The 15057-nt window shown below is 61.5% G+C and carries 17 protein-coding genes; 14 read left to right on the top strand and 3 right to left on the bottom strand.

Translation table 11 applies throughout. From position 1 onward, the window contains the following. The first annotated feature begins 38 nt into the window (after positions 1-38). The 6 genes from CAG31_RS00195 to CAG31_RS00170 are packed head-to-tail and all read left to right on the top strand — an operon-like array spanning position 39 to position 6005. Entirely contained in the window at positions 39-1592 is a 1554-nt protein-coding gene (locus CAG31_RS00195) for a sugar ABC transporter ATP-binding protein (protein WP_085577466.1), read from the top strand. Then, positions 1589-2566, top strand: a complete 978-nt coding sequence (locus CAG31_RS00190) for an ABC transporter permease (RefSeq protein ID WP_085577465.1) — start codon at positions 1589-1591, stop codon at positions 2564-2566. The genes CAG31_RS00195 and CAG31_RS00190 overlap by 4 nt, the downstream gene beginning before the upstream one ends. Positions 2567-2569: 3 nt before the next feature. Beyond that, positions 2570-3589, top strand: a complete 1020-nt coding sequence (locus CAG31_RS00185; RefSeq protein WP_085577464.1) for a LacI family DNA-binding transcriptional regulator — start codon at positions 2570-2572, stop codon at positions 3587-3589. Between the two features lie 24 nt (positions 3590-3613). Further along, complete coding sequence (gene rbsK, locus CAG31_RS00180; RefSeq protein ID WP_085577463.1) at positions 3614-4531, top strand: ribokinase; 918 nt, start codon at positions 3614-3616, stop codon at positions 4529-4531. Further along, positions 4528-4932: a D-ribose pyranase gene (gene rbsD / locus CAG31_RS00175; RefSeq protein WP_085577462.1), complete on the top strand. Its 405-nt coding sequence runs from the start codon at positions 4528-4530 to the stop codon at positions 4930-4932. Before rbsK ends, rbsD begins: the two co-directional genes overlap by 4 nt. A 44-nt stretch (positions 4933-4976) precedes the next feature. Then, complete coding sequence (locus CAG31_RS00170) at positions 4977-6005, top strand: nucleoside hydrolase (RefSeq protein WP_085577461.1); 1029 nt, start codon at positions 4977-4979, stop codon at positions 6003-6005. A 34-nt stretch (positions 6006-6039) separates the two neighbouring features. Here CAG31_RS00170 and CAG31_RS00165 read toward each other — a convergent pair whose 3' ends face one another. After that, positions 6040-6252 (bottom strand): hypothetical protein, encoded by a 213-nt coding sequence (locus CAG31_RS00165; RefSeq protein WP_085577460.1) that lies wholly within the window; start codon positions 6250-6252, stop codon positions 6040-6042. Between the two features lie 132 nt (positions 6253-6384). Here CAG31_RS00165 and CAG31_RS00160 point away from each other — a divergent pair, with 132 nt between their 5' ends. Beyond that, entirely contained in the window at positions 6385-6690 is a 306-nt protein-coding gene (locus CAG31_RS00160; protein WP_085577459.1) for a hypothetical protein, read from the top strand. 168 nt (positions 6691-6858) lie between these two features. Continuing rightward, entirely contained in the window at positions 6859-7176 is a 318-nt protein-coding gene (locus tag CAG31_RS00155) for an I78 family peptidase inhibitor (protein ID WP_085577458.1), read from the top strand. Between the two features lie 70 nt (positions 7177-7246). Here the strand turns inward: CAG31_RS00155 and CAG31_RS00150 are convergent, their stop codons facing one another. Beyond that, entirely contained in the window at positions 7247-7459 is a 213-nt protein-coding gene (locus tag CAG31_RS00150) for a cold-shock protein (protein WP_085577457.1), read from the bottom strand. A 290-nt stretch (positions 7460-7749) separates the two neighbouring features. Then, positions 7750-8052: a hypothetical protein gene (locus tag CAG31_RS00145; protein WP_085577456.1), complete on the bottom strand. Its 303-nt coding sequence runs from the start codon at positions 8050-8052 to the stop codon at positions 7750-7752. Between the two features lie 356 nt (positions 8053-8408). On the opposite strand from CAG31_RS00145, the gene thrS reads away from it, so the two are divergent. The 6 genes from thrS to pheT all read left to right on the top strand — a co-directional run bounded on the left by thrS (position 8409) and on the right by pheT (position 15055). Then, positions 8409-10331 carry a threonine--tRNA ligase gene (gene thrS / locus CAG31_RS00135; RefSeq protein WP_085577455.1) on the top strand — a complete coding sequence of 641 codons (1923 nt, stop codon included), beginning with the start codon at positions 8409-8411 and terminating at the stop codon, positions 10329-10331. Beyond that, complete coding sequence (gene infC, locus CAG31_RS00130) at positions 10331-10882, top strand: translation initiation factor IF-3 (RefSeq protein ID WP_170929973.1); 552 nt, start codon at positions 10331-10333, stop codon at positions 10880-10882. The genes thrS and infC overlap by 1 nt, the downstream gene beginning before the upstream one ends. Before the next feature lie 60 nt (positions 10883-10942). Next, positions 10943-11137 carry a 50S ribosomal protein L35 gene (rpmI, locus tag CAG31_RS00125; RefSeq protein ID WP_002553160.1) on the top strand — a complete coding sequence of 65 codons (195 nt, stop codon included), beginning with the start codon at positions 10943-10945 and terminating at the stop codon, positions 11135-11137. 30 nt (positions 11138-11167) lie between these two features. Beyond that, positions 11168-11524 carry a 50S ribosomal protein L20 gene (rplT, locus tag CAG31_RS00120; protein WP_085577453.1) on the top strand — a complete coding sequence of 119 codons (357 nt, stop codon included), beginning with the start codon at positions 11168-11170 and terminating at the stop codon, positions 11522-11524. A 109-nt stretch (positions 11525-11633) separates the two neighbouring features. After that, a complete protein-coding gene (gene pheS / locus CAG31_RS00115) occupies positions 11634-12650 on the top strand; it encodes a phenylalanine--tRNA ligase subunit alpha (RefSeq protein ID WP_085577452.1) in 1017 nt (338 codons plus the stop codon). Between the two features lie 26 nt (positions 12651-12676). Then, complete coding sequence (gene pheT, locus CAG31_RS00110) at positions 12677-15055, top strand: phenylalanine--tRNA ligase subunit beta (RefSeq protein ID WP_085577451.1); 2379 nt, start codon at positions 12677-12679, stop codon at positions 15053-15055. The last annotated feature ends 2 nt before the right edge of the window (positions 15056-15057 follow it).

Genomic DNA, 15057 nt, shown 5'->3' with positions numbered 1-15057 from the left:
GGCGCCTGCCGGCTCCGGCAGGCGCATGGAGATTCCTTATGTCTGTTTCCGCCCCGAACGCTGTCCTCACGGTCAGCGGCATCGGCAAGACCTACGCGCAACCTGTGCTTGCCGGCATCGACCTGACGCTGATGAGAGGCGAAGTCCTGGCGCTGACCGGCGAAAACGGTGCCGGAAAAAGCACGCTGTCGAAGATCATCGGCGGCCTGGTGACGCCGACCGCCGGCCAGATGCAGTTCCAGGGCAAGGCCTACAGCCCCGGCAGCCGAACTCAGGCTGAAGAACTGGGTGTGCGCATGGTCATGCAGGAGCTCAATCTGTTGCCGACCTTGTCGGTGGCGGAAAACCTGTTTCTCGACAACCTGCCCAGCCACGGCGGCTGGATCAGCCGCAAGCAACTGCGCAAGGCCGCCATCGAGGCCATGGCCCAGGTCGGGCTGGAGGCCATCGACCCGGACACGCCGGTCGGCGAGCTGGGCATCGGTCACCAGCAGATGGTCGAGATCGCCCGCAACCTGATCGGCGATTGCCATGTGTTGATCCTCGATGAGCCGACGGCCATGCTGACGGCACGCGAGGTGGAGATGCTGTTCGAGCAGATCACCCGCCTGCAGGCCCGTGGCGTCTCGATCATCTACATTTCCCATCGCCTCGAAGAGCTGGCCCGTGTCGCCCAGCGCATCGCCGTGTTGCGTGACGGCAATCTGGTCTGTGTCGAGCCGATGGCCAACTACAACAGCGAGCAACTGGTCACCCTGATGGTCGGCCGGGAGTTGGGCGAACACATCGACATGGGGCCGCGCCAGATCGGCGCGCCGCTGCTGACGGTCAACGGCCTGAGCCGTTCCGACAAGGTGCAGAATGTGTCCTTCGAGGTGCGGGCCGGCGAGATTTTCGGGATCTCCGGGCTGATCGGGGCAGGGCGCACCGAGTTGCTGCGCCTGATCTTCGGCGCCGATGCCGCAGACAGCGGTACGGTCGCGCTCGGCACGCCGGCGCAAGTGGTGAGCATCCGCTCGCCGGTGGATGCGGTGCGCAACGGCATTGCCTTGATCACCGAAGACCGCAAGGGCGAGGGGCTGCTGCTCACTCAGTCGATCAGCGCCAACATCGCATTGGGCAACATGCCGAAGATTTCCCGGGGCGGCGTCCTCAATGACGGCGAGGAAATCTCGCTGGCGCAACGACAGATCGGCGCCATGCGCATCCGCAGCTCGAGCCCCGCGCAACGGGTGTCCGAGCTGTCGGGCGGCAACCAGCAAAAGGTGGTGATCGGCCGCTGGCTGGAGCGCGACTGTGACGTGCTGCTGTTCGACGAGCCGACCCGCGGCATCGACGTCGGCGCCAAGTTCGACATCTACGCCTTGCTCGGCGAGCTGACGCGCCAAGGCAAGGCGCTGGTGGTGGTCTCCAGCGACCTGCGCGAACTGATGCTGATCTGCGACCGCATCGGTGTGCTGTCGGCCGGCCGTCTGATCGACACCTTCGAGCGTGACAGCTGGACCCAGGATGACTTGCTTGCCGCCGCGTTCGCCGGCTACCAAAAACGTGATGCGTTGCTCAACGAAGCGGCGCCTAGGGATCTCCCATGAAAACTGCATCTCCCGCCGGTATCCGTAGTGGCAATCTTTATGGCCTGGGCACCTATCTGGGGTTGGCCGGGGCCTTGCTGGCGATGGTCGCGCTGTTCTCGGTCATGAGCAGCCACTTTTTGTCCTATAACACCTTCACCACGCTGGCCAACCAGATTCCCGACCTGATGGTGCTGGCAGTGGGCATGACCTTCGTGCTGATCATCGGCGGCATCGATCTGTCGGTCGGTTCGGTGCTGGCCCTGTCGGCCTCCACCGTCAGCGTCGCGATCCTAGGCTGGGGCTGGAGCGTATTGCCGGCCGCCGTGTTGGGCATGGCGGTGGCCGCGCTGGCGGGCACGGTGACCGGATCGATCACCGTGGCCTGGAGGATCCCGTCGTTCATCGTCTCGCTCGGTGTGCTGGAGATGGCCCGTGGCCTGGCGTATCAGATGACCGGTTCGCGCACCGCCTACATCGGCGATGCGTTCGCCTGGCTGTCGAACCCCATCGCCTTCGGCATTTCGCCGTCGTTCATCATCGCCTTGCTGGTGATCTTCATCGCTCAGGCAGTGCTGTCGCGCACCGTGTTCGGCCGTTACCTGGTCGGCATCGGTACCAATGAGGAGGCCGTGCGCCTGGCGGGCATCAATCCGAAGCCTTACAAGATCCTGGTGTTCAGCCTCATGGGTCTGTTGGCGGGCATTGCTGCGCTGTTCCAGATTTCCCGCCTGGAGGCGGCGGATCCGAACGCCGGTTCCGGGCTGGAACTGCAAGTCATCGCAGCTGTGGTGATCGGCGGCACCAGCCTGATGGGCGGACGCGGTTCGGTGATCAGCACCTTCTTTGGCGTGCTGATCATTTCCGTGCTGGCGGCCGGTCTGGCTCAGATCGGTGCGACCGAGCCGACCAAGCGCATCATCACCGGGGCCGTGATCGTCATCGCCGTGGTGCTGGACACCTACCGCAGCCAACGCGCTGCACGGCGGGGCTGACGCATGGCAACGATCAAGGATGTGGCGGCGCTCGCGGGGATTTCCTACACGACCGTGTCCCATGTCGTGAACAAGACCCGGCCGGTCAGCGAAGAAGTGCGCCTGAAGGTCGAGGCGGCGATCAAGAGCCTCGACTATGTGCCCAGCGCGGTGGCGCGTTCGCTGAAGGCCAAGACCACAGCGACCATCGGCCTGCTGGTGCCCAACAGCCTCAACCCGTACTTTGCCGAGTTGGCGCGGGGGATCGAGGACTACTGCGAGCGCAACGGTTACTGCGTGATCCTCTGCAACTCCGATGACGATCCGGAAAAACAGCGCAATTATCTGCGGGTGCTGCTGGAAAAACGCATCGACGGTCTGATCGTCGCCTCCGCCGGCGGGGACGACGGCCTTGTCCAGGGCCTGACCGGGGTGAAGACCCCCATGGTGATTGTCGACCGTGGCCTGGACGGCGTGGATGCGGATCTGGTGCGCATCGACCATGAGTACGGCGCCTACCTGGCCACTCGCCATTTGCTGGAACTGGGGCATCGCGACATTGCCACCATCGGCGGGCCGGTCAGCACCAGCGTCGCGCAGATGCGTCTGGCCGGTTTCCGCCGGGCAATGGATGAAGCGGGGGTGGCCGTGTCGCCCGGTCGTGTGCTGGAAAGCGACTTCACCAGCACCGGCGGCTACAACGCGGCGGCCCTGCTGCTCGAGGGCAATCCGCCCACGGCGATCTTCGCCGGCAACGACATGATCGGCATCGGTGTGCTGCGGGCTGCAGCGGAACGCAACGTGCGCGTGCCCACCGAACTGTCGGTGATCGGTTTCGACGACATCCAGATGAGCCGGTACGTTTACCCTGCGCTGACCACGGTCGGTCAGTCGATCCTGCAGTTGGGGGAAATGGCGGCGGAAGTGCTGTTGCGCAGGATCGCCAGCCCGAGCCTGGCCACCGACCAACGGATCGTCACGCCGAGCATCGTCTTGCGCGAGTCGACGGCCCCCCTGTTCGGCGTGTTCACCGAATACCGCTGAAACCGAATTGATGAGTAGCGACGTATGTCAGCAAATGTAGTGGTAATAGGCAGCCTGAACATGGATCTGGTGACCCGTGCGCCTCGGCTGCCCCTTGGCGGCGAGACGCTGATCGGCCATTCGTTCACCACCGTGCCCGGCGGCAAGGGCGCCAATCAGGCAGTGGCGGCCGCCCGTTTGGGAGCGGCTGTGGCGATGGTCGGCTGCGTCGGCAACGATGCGTATGGCGCGCAATTGCGTGATGCGCTCCTGGCCGAACAGATCGATTGCCGCGCAGTCAGCACGGTCGAGGATTCCAGCGGTGTGGCGCTGATCGTGGTCGACGACAACAGTCAGAACGCGATCGTGATCGTGGCCGGTGCCAACGGTGCGCTGACCTGCGCTGTAGTGGATCGGTTCGATGACGTGCTGCAGGCGGCGGATGTGGTCATCTGCCAGCTCGAGGTTCCGGACGCCACGGTCGGTCACGCCCTCAAGCGTGCCCGGGCGCTCGGCAAGACCGTCATCCTCAATCCGGCGCCTGCCGGTCGGGCGCTCCCGCCGGACTGGTACGCCGCCATCGATTACCTGATTCCCAATGAAAGCGAGGCGGCGACCCTGAGCGGGCTGCCCGTGGATTCACGGGCGTCGGCAGAACGGGCGGCCAGCCATCTGATCGGCCTGGGCGCGGGCAAAGTGCTCATCACCCTGGGCGCCCAAGGGCTGTTGTTCGCCAGTGGCACAGGCTTCGAGCATTTCCCGGCGCCCAAGGTCAAAGCCGTCGACACCACGGCGGCGGGCGACACATTCGTCGGCGGTTTCGCCGCGGCGCTGGCGCGCGGCGAGTCTGAAGCGCAGGCCATCCGCTACGGTCAGGTCGCCGCGGCGCTGTCGGTCACCCGCGCCGGCGCACAGCCGTCCATTCCCACACGTTCCGAAGTGCAGGCATTCAAATCCTCATGAAAAAGACCCCATTGCTCAATGTCGCCCTGTCGCGCCTGATAGCCTCCCTCGGTCACGGCGACATGCTCGTGATCGGGGACGCCGGGCTGCCGGTGCCGCCCGGCGTCGAGCTGATCGACCTGGCGCTGACCCACGGTGTTCCGGCGTTCATCGACACCCTCAAGGTCGTGCTCAGCGAGATGCAGGTGGAAAGCCACGTGCTGGCCCAGGAGATTCTCGAGAGACGTCCCGCGCCGTTGGCCGTCCTCGATGAGCTGAACGGCTCAGGGGCGCTCGGTCGGCGCGACCTGCTCAGCCATGAGCAATTCAAGGCGCTCAGCCGCCAGGCGCGGGCGATTGTCCGTACCGGCGAATGCCAGCCGTACTGCAACATCGTGCTGGTGGCCGGCGTCACCTTCTGACGGGTCGCGAACCCATTCGATTTCACATGCACAAGGAGTGCGCCATGCGCCGCTATGCTAAAAAACTGCCTCAACTGTTCCGGAGCCTGCTGCTTTTGTCCCTACTTACCGCGACCGGCGCCCAGGCGGCGGAAAAGATCGACCTGATCATCGACACCGACCCGGGCGCCGATGATGTGGTCGCCCTGTTGTTCGCCCTGGCGTCGCCGGATGAGCTGAACATCCGCGCCTTGACCACCGTGGCGGGCAATGTGCGCCTGGACAAGACCTCGCGCAACGCCCGGTTGGCCCGCGAGTGGGCAGGGCGCGAAGACGTGCCGGTGTATGCCGGCGCGCCCAAGCCGCTGATGCGCACGCCGATCTATGCCGAAAACATCCATGGCAAGGAAGGCCTGTCGGGAGTCACCGTCCACGAGCCGAAAAAAGGCCTGGCCGAAGGCAATGCGGTCAACTACCTGATCGACACGCTGAAGAAGGCCAAGCCCCACAGCATCACCATCGCCATGCTCGGCCCGCAGACCAACCTGGCGTTGGCGCTGATCCAGGAGCCGGAGATCGTCCAGGGCATCAAGGAAGTGGTGATCATGGGCGGTGCGCACTTCAACGGCGGCAACATCACCCCGGTGGCGGAGTTCAACCTTTTCGCCGACCCTCAAGCGGCCGAGGTGGTGCTCAAGAGCGGCGTGAAGCTGACCTACCTGCCGCTTGATGTCACCCACAAGGTGCTCACCAGCGACGCGCGGCTCAAGCAGATCGCGGCGCTGAACAACAATGCCAGCAAGATCGTCGGCGACATCCTCAACGAATACATCAAAGGTGACATGGAGCACTACGGGATCCCGGGCGGCCCGGTGCATGACGCCACGGTGATCGCTTACCTGCTCAAGCCTCAGCTGTTCACCGGCCGTTCGGTGAATGTGGTGGTGGACAGCCGTGAAGGGCCGACTTTCGGTCAGACCATCGTTGACTGGTACGACGGCCTGAAACAGCCGAAGAACGCATTCTGGGTGGAGAACGGCGATGCCCAGGGCTTCTTCGATCTGCTGACCGAGCGCCTGAAGCGTTTGAAATGAGTGATGCGCCCGCAGGCATCGAGTTTGCGGGCTTCTATTCCCTTTCGCTGTCCGGGGTGCCTTGGAAGTCGTCGGGGTACCTTTCGAAGACCTGGTCGATGAATGACCGTGCGCCTTGCGTGCCGAGCGTCCGGACCAGCAGGTCGACGCTGATCAGCGCAAGCTCTTCCGGGCTGCCCGGACTGTAGGAACTGTGCCCCTGGGGCCAGATGGCCTTGATGTCGGCGGTGATGCTTACGGTGGTCATGGCGGGCTCTGGAGGTCGGGTCTGTCGAAGCCTTGAGTAAATCATGTTGCCCGGCGTTTGGCACTGCGACTTAGGCATGGGCGCAGGGCTGTGCGACACTTGGTCGTTTTCGGCCGAACCCAGGATCGCAGCGTGCAGATTGACTTGAATGCCCCCGATGGCCTGACGCTTGAGGCTGTGCGCCGGTTGCTGGCTGAGGCCAGTGACGATGTGCATACGCAGTTGCGGGTGACCAAAGGCGGGATTGCCTATATCTCTTCTGGCGTGACGGGCGGTCAGGAAATCGATGGCCTGTCTTTCCGTCTGGAGACCTGGGCCAAGGGTTCAGGGTACGTCGGGCGTGTGGCGGCGAGCGATGACGTGTGGGTGCAGCAGATCTACAACGCACTCAAGGGCAACTGGCCGAATCCGCCGTTCGACTACATCGACGTTTACTGAGGCCGATTAATATTCAGTCACGATTGCGTGATGAAGCATGACCGGCTGTTCAGGCAGACTCGGCGCCTTTGGGGTCCGTGGAGGAGGGGTGTGTCAGCCCCGCCGTGAAACCAAACGCAGGATTGGTGGTCGCACGATCTCGAAACAACCATTGGAAAAGGAGGCTTCATGCCTATGAAATTCACCTCGCTGGGCGCGCTGGCGGCCATTGCCATGCTGGCCGGTTGCAGTTCGACTTCGAGCGAGCCGGCGAAGGATCCTGTGGCCAGCGAGGCCGGTCATGGCCGCTGCGAGGCATCGGCTGCGCAATTCGCCATCGGCAAAAAGGCTTCGCCGCAGCTTCTGGATCAGGCCCGCACCCGTGCCGGTGCGCAGAACGCCAGGTTCCTCAAGCCCAATGACATGATTACCCTGGAGTACCGTTCCGATCGCCTGAACCTGAACACCGACAACGATCTGATCGTCACCCGCGCCAGTTGCGGCTGATCGCTGCGGGCTTTTCGGCAGGCATAAAAAACCCCGTCACATGGACGGGGTTTTTTTGTGCGCCGGGAGATTACTCTGGGCGAACTTGTGCAGCTTGCATACCCTTTTGGCCTTTCTCAGCCACGAAGGATACGGCTTGGCCTTCTTTCAGGCTTTTGAAACCGTCAACTTCGATAGCTTTGAAGTGTACGAACAGGTCGTCACCGCCACCTTGAGGAGTGATGAAGCCGAAGCCTTTTTCATCGTTGAACCATTTGACGGTGCCGGATTGGCGATTAGACATGGTGTATCTCCAAGAAACATATATTTTCAGTAGTGCTGTGCTGCTCAGGCCAACTGGGCACACCGGGGTATCATAGTCGAAATGTTCGCTTTGGTAGCCCCCCGCAGGTGCTGTTTGCCAATCAGTCGTGTTTTCTTTGCAGGTTGTTTCGGCTGGAGGCCCCGGTTTGAAAGGCTTTCAAGGGCTTTGGGGCTGCAGTAAAAAACCTGTAAAACCTGCACGAAACAGGTGGGAATTCGTCATTTGCCAGCCTTTTTCCCGTGTCCGGGGGCCTCAGGCGTGCCGTCCGCTCACTTTTTCGCGGGGACGTTGGCCTTGCATTTGGCGATCTGGCCCAAGGCTTTCTGTTGCAGTTCCTGGCTGGCCTTGTTGTCCATCAGGGCCTGGATGTCGCTGGCCGAGTAGGATTTGATGGCATCGGCGCCGCAGGCGCAATGGGACTTGGCGGCCGCAGCGCCGATCTGCGGTGTCGCCGCCTGGGTGCACTGCGCCATGTATTTCTCGCGTTCGCCTTTGGGCCAGTCGGCATGGGCGCTCAGCGGCAGCAGCAGAACAACGGGGGCGAGAGCGGCGAAAAGGGTGTGCAGACGCATGCGAAGATGCTCCTTGTGGGTCAATGTCCTTCATCAGATGGGCGAAGGACGGATCAAGTTCATCACTCTGGCATAAAAACGGATGATCTGCTCTGGAATGCAACCCTGAAGCGTCCGCAGCCGTTCATCTGTGCTAGCATGCCGGGCTCGGGCGACCGCAGGCCTCCAAGGCCCATGCGGCTCCCGTGTTTTCTGTTTGAATCCCAGTCACTCTGGTTCGGTTTTCCGGTTGGCCGCAAGGCTCCTGCCGCTGTAAGGCAGGCGTTCGTCATTGAATGGCCTGGATCGGATCTTGTACTGGCTCATCCCAACCCACGTGACCTTTGGTAGGGGTCACCACTAGGAGAGGAGGCGCCATGCCAACTATTACTCTTCCCGACGGCAGTCAACGTTCTTTCGATCATCCGGTTTCCGTAGCCGAGGTCGCCGCATCCATTGGCGCGGGCCTGGCCAAGGCCACCCTGGCCGGCAAGGTCAACGGTCGGCTGGTCGACGCTTGCGATATCATCGACAGCGACTCGACGCTGCAAATCATCACGCCAAAGGATGAAGAGGGGCTGGAGATCATTCGCCACTCTTGTGCCCACCTGGTCGGTCACGCGGTCAAGCAGCTGTACCCGACCGCCAAGATGGTCATCGGTCCGGTCATCGACGAAGGCTTCTACTACGACATCGCCTTCGAGCGTCCTTTCACGCCGGAAGACATGGCCGCCATCGAACAGCGCATGCAGCAGCTGATCGACAAGGATTACGACGTCATCAAGAAGGTCACTCCGCGTGAGCAAGTGATCGAAGTGTTCAAGTCCCGCGGCGAAGACTACAAGCTGCGCCTGGTCGAGGACATGCCGAACGAGCAGGCCATGGGCCTGTACTATCACGAAGAATACGTCGACATGTGCCGCGGCCCGCACGTGCCGAACACCCGTTTCCTGAAGTCCTTCAAGCTCACCAAGCTGTCCGGCGCCTACTGGCGCGGCGATGCCAAGAACGAGCAACTGCAGCGCGTCTACGGCACGGCCTGGGCAGACAAGAAGCAGCTGGCCGCCTACATCCAGCGCATCGAAGAAGCCGAAAAACGCGACCACCGCAAGATCGGCAAGCGTCTCGGGCTGTTCCACACCCAGGAAGAAGCGCCGGGCATGGTGTTCTGGCACCCGAACGGCTGGACGCTCTATCAGGTGCTTGAGCAGTACATGCGCAAGGTGCAGCGCGACAACGGTTACCTCGAGATCAAGACGCCGCAGGTCGTTGACCGCAGCCTGTGGGAAAAGTCCGGGCACTGGGCCAACTACGCCGACAACATGTTCACCACTGAGTCGGAAAGCCGCGATTACGCGATCAAGCCGATGAACTGCCCTTGCCACGTGCAGGTGTTCAACCAAGGCCTGAAAAGCTACCGCGAGCTGCCGATGCGCCTGGCCGAGTTCGGCGCCTGCCACCGCAACGAGCCGTCCGGCGCCTTGCACGGCATCATGCGCGTACGTGCGTTCACTCAGGACGACGCGCACATCTTCTGCACCGAAGAGCAGATGCAGGCCGAATCCGCTGCGTTCATCAAACTGACCATGGATGTCTACGCCGACTTCGGCTTCAAGGACATCGAGATGAAGCTGTCCACCCGTCCGGAAAAACGCGTAGGTTCCGACGAGTTGTGGGATCGTGCCGAGTCGGCGCTGGCGGCGGCGCTCGACAGCGCGGGTCTGCCTTATGACCTGCAGCCGGGCGAGGGTGCGTTCTACGGTCCGAAGATCGAGTTCTCGCTCAAGGACTGCCTCGGCCGCGTATGGCAGTGCGGCACCTTGCAGCTCGATTTCAACCTGCCGGTGCGCCTCGGTGCCGAATACGTTTCCGAAGACAACAGCCGCAAGCATCCGGTGATGCTGCACCGGGCGATCCTCGGTTCCTTCGAGCGTTTCGTCGGGATTCTGATCGAGCACTACGAAGGGGCGTTCCCTGCGTGGCTGGCGCCGACCCAGGCGGTGATCATGAACATCACCGACAAACAGGCGGATTTCGTCGCCCAGGTCGAAAAAACTCTCAACGAAAGCGGGTTTCGTGCCAAGTCTGACTTGAGAAATGAAAAGATCGGCTTTAAAATCCGCGAGCATACTTTGCTCAAGGTTCCATATCTCTTGGTTATTGGGGATAAGGAAGTCGAGATGCAGACTGTCGCTGTGCGTACTCGTGAAGGTGCTGACCTCGGCTCGATGCCGGTCGCCCAGTTCGCCGAGTTCCTCGCGCAAGCGGTTTCCCGGCGTGGTCGCCAAGATTCGGAGTAATTATTATTAAGCGTGAAATGAGACAGGATAAACGAACTGCACCGAAGGCCCCGATCAACGAGAATATCTCGGCACGCGAGGTTCGGTTAATTGGCGCTGACGGCGAGCAGATTGGCATCGTCTCGATTGATGAAGCGCTTCGTATAGCTGAAGAAGCCAAGCTTGATCTGGTGGAAATCTCCGCCGACGCAGTCCCGCCGGTTTGCCGGGTGATGGACTACGGCAAATCGATCTTCGAGAAGAAGAAGCAGATTGCTGCGGCGAAGAAAAACCAGAAGCAGATTCAGGTCAAAGAAATCAAGTTTCGTCCAGGGACGGAGGAAGGGGATTACCAGGTAAAACTACGCAACCTGGTACGTTTCCTGAGTGACGGGGACAGGGCCAAGGTTTCCTTGCGATTCCGCGGCCGTGAGATGGCCCACCAGGAGCTGGGGATGGATCTCCTCAAGCGGGTCGAACAAGACCTGCTCGAGTACGGATCGGTCGAACAGCATCCTAAGATGGAAGGACGCCAGCTGATCATGGTCATCGCCCCGAAAAAGAAGAAGTAATCAACAGGGCACGGCAGGCCTTCTGATTATGTTTATCCACTGAATGCGGAGTATCCGAACATGCCAAAGATGAAAACCAAAAGTGGTGCTGCCAAGCGGTTTCTGAAAACTGCTAACGGCATCAAGCACAAGCACGCTTTCAAGAGCCACATCCTGACCAAAATGTCGACCAAGCGTAAGCGTCAACTGCGCGGAAGCAGCCTGCTGCATCCGTCTGACGTGGCAAAAGTCGAGCGCATGCTGCGCCTTCGTTAATTTTTGGATCAAGAATAGAGGAAGTAACTCATGGCTCGTGTAAAGCGTGGCGTCATTGCCCGTAAGCGTCACAAAAAAATTCTGAAACTTGCTAAAGGCTATTACGGTGCACGTTCGCGCGTATTCCGTGTTGCCAAGCAAGCGGTAATCAAGGCAGGCCAATACGCCTACCGTGACCGTCGTCAGAAAAAACGTCAGTTCCGCGCTCTGTGGATCGCTCGTATCAACGCTGGTGCTCGTACCAACGGTCTGTCCTACAGCCGTTTCATCGCCGGCCTGAAAAAAGCGTCCATCGAGATCGACCGTAAGGTTCTGGCTGATCTGGCAGTGAACGAAAAAGCGGCGTTTGCTGCGATTGTCGAGAAAGCTAAAGCCACCTTGGCTTAAGTACCCCCGACAGTCACCCGGCCCTGCATCTGTGGGGTCAGGTGTTAAACGTCATAAATAGGGGAAGAGCCTTCAAGCTCTTCCCCTATTTCGTATCTGGAGTCTGTACATGGAAAACCTGGATGCGCTGGTCTCTCAAGCACTAGAGGCTGTGCAAAGCGCTGAAGATATCAATGCCCTGGAGCAAATCCGGGTTCACTACCTTGGCAAGAAGGGCGAGCTGACTCAGGTGATGAAGACCCTGGGCAACCTGCCGGCAGAGGAGCGTCCGCAGGTCGGCGCCCTGATCAACGTTGCCAAGGAGCGTGTCACAGAGGTTCTCAATGCGCGCAAGGCTCTGTTTGAAGAGGCCGAGCTGGCCGCCAAACTGTCCGCCGAGTCCATTGACGTGACCCTGCCGGGCCGCGGTCAGACCTCGGGTGGCCTGCATCCGGTGACCCGGACTCTGGAACGCGTCGAACAGTTCTTCACCCGCATCGGCTACGGCATCGCCGAAGGGCCGGAGGTCGAAGACGACTACCACAACTTCGAGGCGCTCAACATCCCAGGCCATCACCCGGCCCGGTCGATGCATGACACCTTCTATTTCAACGCGAACATGCTGCTGCGCACCCATACCTCGCCGGTACAGGTCCGCACCATGGAGTCGAAAAAGCCGCCGATCCGCATCGTATGCCCGGGTCGCGTGTACCGCAGCGACTCCGATATCACCCACTCGCCGATGTTCCACCAGGTCGAAGGCCTGCTGGTCGACCGCGACATCAACTTCGCTGACCTCAAGGGCACCATCGAAGAGTTTCTGCGGGTGTTCTTCGAGAAGGAACTGGCCGTGCGCTTCCGTCCTTCCTACTTCCCGTTCACCGAGCCGTCCGCCGAAGTCGACATGGAATGTGTGATGTGCAGCGGTAAAGGCTGCCGCGTCTGCAAGCAGACCGGCTGGCTGGAAGTGATGGGCTGCGGCATGGTTCATCCGAATGTGCTGCGCATGTCCGGCATCGATCCGGAAGAGTTCTCGGGCTTCGCCTTCGGCATGGGTGTCGAGCGCCTGGCCATGCTGCGTTACGGCGTGAACGACTTGCGTCTGTTCTTCGACAACGACTTGCGGTTCCTCGCGCAATTTCGCTAGTCGTAACGAATTCTTAGGAGAGCAGGATGAAATTCAGTGAACAATGGCTGCGTGGCTGGGTCAGCCCGCAGGTAGATCGTGACGGGCTGGTTGCCCGTCTGTCGATGGCCGGTCTGGAGGTCGATAGCGTCACCCCGGCTGCCGGCGCATTCAGCGGCGTGGTGGTGGGCGAAGTGCTGAGCACCGAGCAGCACCCGGACGCCGACAAGCTGCGCGTTTGCCAAGTGAGCAACGGCAGCGAAACGTTTCAGGTCGTGTGCGGTGCGCCGAATGTGCGCCCTGGCCTGAAGATTCCGTTCGCCATGATCGGCGCCGAACTGCCGGGCGACTTCAAGATCAAGAAGGCCAAGCTGCGCGGCGTCGAGTCCAACGGCATGCTGTGCTCGCAATCCGAGCTTCAGGTCGGTGAAGGCAACGACGGTTTGATGGAGCTGCCGGCCGATGCGCCGGTAGGTGCGGATTTCCGCGTTTACCTGGATCTGGAAGATGCCAGCATCGAGGTCGACCTGACCCCGAACCGTGGCGACTGCCTGTCGCTGGCCGGCCTGGCCCGTGAAGTCGGTGCGCTGTACGACGCTCCGGTGGTGCGCCCGGTCGTGGCCCCGGTGCCGGCGGCTCACGATGAGGTGCGTCCGGTCGACGTACTGGCGCCGGCCGCTTGCCCGCGCTACCTGGGCCGCGTGATCCGCAATGTGGATCTGTCCCGGCCAACCCCGCTGTGGATGGTCGAGCGCCTGCGTCGTGCGGACGTGCGCAGCATCGATGCCGCCGTGGACATCACCAACTACGTGATGCTCGAGCTCGGTCAGCCGCTGCATGCCTTCGACCTGGCCGAGATCAATGGCGGAATCCGCGTGCGCATGGCGGAAGAGGGCGAGAAACTGGTGCTGCTCGACGGCCAGGAAGTCAGTCTGCGCAGCGATACGCTGGTGATTGCCGACCACACTCGCGCACTGGCGATTGCCGGTGTCATGGGGGGCGAGCACAGCGGCGTCTCCGCGACCACCCGCGACGTGTTCCTTGAAAGCGCGTTCTTCGACCAGATCGCGGTCGCCGGCAAGGCACGTTCCTACGGTCTGCACACCGATGCCTCTCACCGCTACGAGCGTGGCGTGGACTGGCAACTGGCCCGTGAAGCCATGGAGCGCGCCACTGGCCTGCTGCTGGACATCACCGGCGGCGAGGCCGGCCCGATCATCGAGACGGTCAGCGAGCAGCATCTGCCGTCGATCGCGCCGATCACCCTGCGTGCGCAGCGCATCGCGCAGATGCTGGGCATGGAAATGGACTCGGCCGAAGTCGAGCGTCTGCTCGGCGCCTTGGGCCTGAAGATCTCGGCTGAAGGAGCAGGGCAGTGGCGTGTCGAGGTGCCAAGCCACCGTTTCGACATCAGCCTGGAAGTCGACCTGATCGAAGAGCTGGCGCGTCTGTATGGCTACAACCGCCTGCCGGTCCGTTACCCGCAAGCCCGTCTGGCTCCGCAGGCCAAGGCGGAAGCACGCAGCGACCTGCCGGAACTGCGTCGTCTGCTGGTGGCTCGCGGCTATCAGGAAGCGATCACCTACAGCTTCATCGATCCGAAACAGTTCGAACTGTTCAATCCAGGTGTCGAGCCGTTGCTGCTGGCCAACCCGATCTCCAACGACATGGCCGCCATGCGTTCTTCGTTGTGGCCGGGGCTGGTCAAGGTGCTGCAGCACAACCTGAACCGCCAGCAGGATCGCGTCCGTCTGTTCGAGAGCGGCCTGCGCTTCGTCGGTCAGTTGGAAGGGCTCAAGCAAGAGCCGATGCTCGCCGGTGTGGTCTGCGGCAGCCGTCTGCCGGAAGGCTGGGCGCAAGGTCGCGACGCCGTGGACTTCTTCGACGTCAAGGCCGATGTGGAAGCGGTGCTGGGCTTTGCCGGTGCATTGGGTGCTTTCACGTTCGTACCGGGCAAGCACCCTGCGTTGCATCCGGGTCAGACCGCACGCATCGAGCGAGACGGCCGTGAAGTCGGCTTCATCGGTGCCATTCACCCTGAACTGTCGAAAGCCCTGGGTCTTGACCGTCCGGTCTTTGTTTTCGAGCTGGTTCTGGCTGAAGTGGCGCAGGGCAAAATGCCTGAATTCCGTGAGTTGTCGCGCTTTCCTGAAGTGCGTCGTGACCTGGCGCTGTTGGCCGACAAAGACGTCGCCGCCAGTGCTGTGCTTGACGTAATCCGTGAAAATGCAGGCGAATGGCTGACAGATCTCAGGCTGTTTGACGTCTATCAGGGTAAAGGCATTGATCCGCATAGAAAAAGCCTTGCCGTCGGCTTGACCTGGCAGCATCCATCGCGCACTCTTAATGACGATGAGGTGAATTCGACGACGCAAAACATCCTCACCTCGCTCGAACAAAGGTTGAACGCCACGTTAAGGAAGTGACG

Origin of the sequence: Pseudomonas sp. R25(2017), assembly GCF_002112565.1 — a bacterium.
GTDB lineage: Bacteria > Pseudomonadota > Gammaproteobacteria > Pseudomonadales > Pseudomonadaceae > Aquipseudomonas > Aquipseudomonas ekonensis.
The sequence above is the reverse complement of the archived record's forward strand: the minus strand, read 5'-3'. Positions and strand labels throughout refer to the sequence as shown.

Coding starts and splice junctions, on each gene's coding strand:
- CAG31_RS00170 (WP_085577461.1), top strand. CDS start 4,977: ATGCGCCGCTATGCTAAAAAACTGCCTCAACTGTTCCGGAGCCTGCTG.
- CAG31_RS00165 (WP_085577460.1), bottom strand. CDS start 6,252: ATGACCACCGTAAGCATCACCGCCGACATCAAGGCCATCTGGCCCCAG.
- rpmI (WP_002553160.1), top strand. CDS start 10,943: ATGCCAAAGATGAAAACCAAAAGTGGTGCTGCCAAGCGGTTTCTGAAA.
- pheT (WP_085577451.1), top strand. CDS start 12,677: ATGAAATTCAGTGAACAATGGCTGCGTGGCTGGGTCAGCCCGCAGGTA.
- rbsD (WP_085577462.1), top strand. CDS start 4,528: ATGAAAAAGACCCCATTGCTCAATGTCGCCCTGTCGCGCCTGATAGCC.
- CAG31_RS00150 (WP_085577457.1), bottom strand. CDS start 7,459: ATGTCTAATCGCCAATCCGGCACCGTCAAATGGTTCAACGATGAAAAA.
- CAG31_RS00145 (WP_085577456.1), bottom strand. CDS start 8,052: ATGCGTCTGCACACCCTTTTCGCCGCTCTCGCCCCCGTTGTTCTGCTG.
- CAG31_RS00195 (WP_085577466.1), top strand. CDS start 39: ATGTCTGTTTCCGCCCCGAACGCTGTCCTCACGGTCAGCGGCATCGGC.
- CAG31_RS00190 (WP_085577465.1), top strand. CDS start 1,589: ATGAAAACTGCATCTCCCGCCGGTATCCGTAGTGGCAATCTTTATGGC.
- rplT (WP_085577453.1), top strand. CDS start 11,168: ATGGCTCGTGTAAAGCGTGGCGTCATTGCCCGTAAGCGTCACAAAAAA.
- rbsK (WP_085577463.1), top strand. CDS start 3,614: ATGTCAGCAAATGTAGTGGTAATAGGCAGCCTGAACATGGATCTGGTG.
- thrS (WP_085577455.1), top strand. CDS start 8,409: ATGCCAACTATTACTCTTCCCGACGGCAGTCAACGTTCTTTCGATCAT.
- CAG31_RS00185 (WP_085577464.1), top strand. CDS start 2,570: ATGGCAACGATCAAGGATGTGGCGGCGCTCGCGGGGATTTCCTACACG.
- pheS (WP_085577452.1), top strand. CDS start 11,634: ATGGAAAACCTGGATGCGCTGGTCTCTCAAGCACTAGAGGCTGTGCAA.
- CAG31_RS00155 (WP_085577458.1), top strand. CDS start 6,859: ATGCCTATGAAATTCACCTCGCTGGGCGCGCTGGCGGCCATTGCCATG.